This window comes from Xenorhabdus sp. IM139775, from assembly GCF_028598745.1.
Taxonomy (GTDB): Bacteria; Pseudomonadota; Gammaproteobacteria; order Enterobacterales; family Enterobacteriaceae; genus Xenorhabdus.
Map to the genome: position 1 here is coordinate 1 of NZ_JAQRFK010000212.1, position 978 is coordinate 978.

Consider the following 978-nt stretch of genomic DNA (forward strand, 5'->3'; position numbering starts at 1 on the left):
CAACCTGTGACGCCGACTGCGATATCGCGGATGAAGCAACGCGGTTAATGGCCATTGCGGCGGCACCAGGCACCGCCGTTTTGCTGATACGGCTGAGGTTTTCAACGGCCTGCTCAAGACCTTTTATGGCCATACATCCCCCTTTCAGCGGCGACGGTTAACGGCAGGCGGTACGCCCCGTCCAAGCCAGAGATGACAACTTCCGCCATCATCCGGCGAAACCCGATCTACCCAGAAATTTTCCTCACCGATGGTCAGCGTGTCTCCACGCCGCAGCTGCCGCACCTCATCAGTCCGGACAAACAGGGACGGGCTGGAGCCTTCAACGCGCACGCCCTGTCCGGCATAGCTGATATTTTCAGGGTCATCAAAAACACCACGTATCACCGCACCTGACTGCTCACCGGATGTAATGGTGGCTGACGTTCCCATGTACCCGCGTATCGTTTCATCGGCGCGGGCAATGGCAGCATCGAACAGGTTATCGAAATCAGCCACAGCGCCTCCCGTTATTGCATTCTGGCCAGGCCGCGCTCTGTCATTTCGGCTGCCACACCGGCAGAGACACGAAACGCCGTTCCCGGCAGCACAAATGCCACAGGTTCATCCCGCGTGGCGTGAAGTGCATCAGTATGCAGCTTCACCAGTGCCACGACCGTGACCAGTTCAGACGTATCCAGAATCACGGTATCCGGCTGCGCTGATCCCACCTCATTTTCATGTCCGGTCAGCACATTTTCCCGGCTGAGAGGGGTGTCCTGACCGGCAGTTTCATCCGTGTCATCAAGCTCCTCTTTCAGCTCTGCCACACGGAGCGCCAGTTCTTCTTTCGTCCCCGTCAGGCTGACATCACGGTTCAGTTGTTCACCCAGCGAGCGGAGACGGGCAATCAGTTCATCTTTCGTCATGGACTCCTCCACAGAGAAACAATGGCCCCGAAGGGCCATGATTACGCCAGTTGTACGGACACGAACTCAT

The 978-nt window shown here is 57.5% G+C and carries 3 protein-coding genes; all 3 read right to left on the reverse strand.

Annotation, left to right across the window (positions count from 1 at the left end; translation table 11 throughout):
* On the reverse strand, positions 1-133 hold a 133-nt coding region (locus PSI17_RS17055; RefSeq protein ID WP_171480149.1), incomplete at its 3' end, for a phage tail protein.
* Between the two features lie 11 nt (positions 134-144).
* Positions 145-498, reverse strand: coding sequence for a head-tail joining protein (locus PSI17_RS17060; protein ID WP_000752979.1), 354 nt, complete (start codon positions 496-498; stop codon positions 145-147).
* Between the two features lie 11 nt (positions 499-509).
* Positions 510-908, reverse strand: a complete 399-nt coding sequence (locus PSI17_RS17065) for a DNA-packaging protein FI (protein ID WP_000158919.1) — start codon at positions 906-908, stop codon at positions 510-512.
* Positions 909-978: the final 70 nt, after the last annotated feature.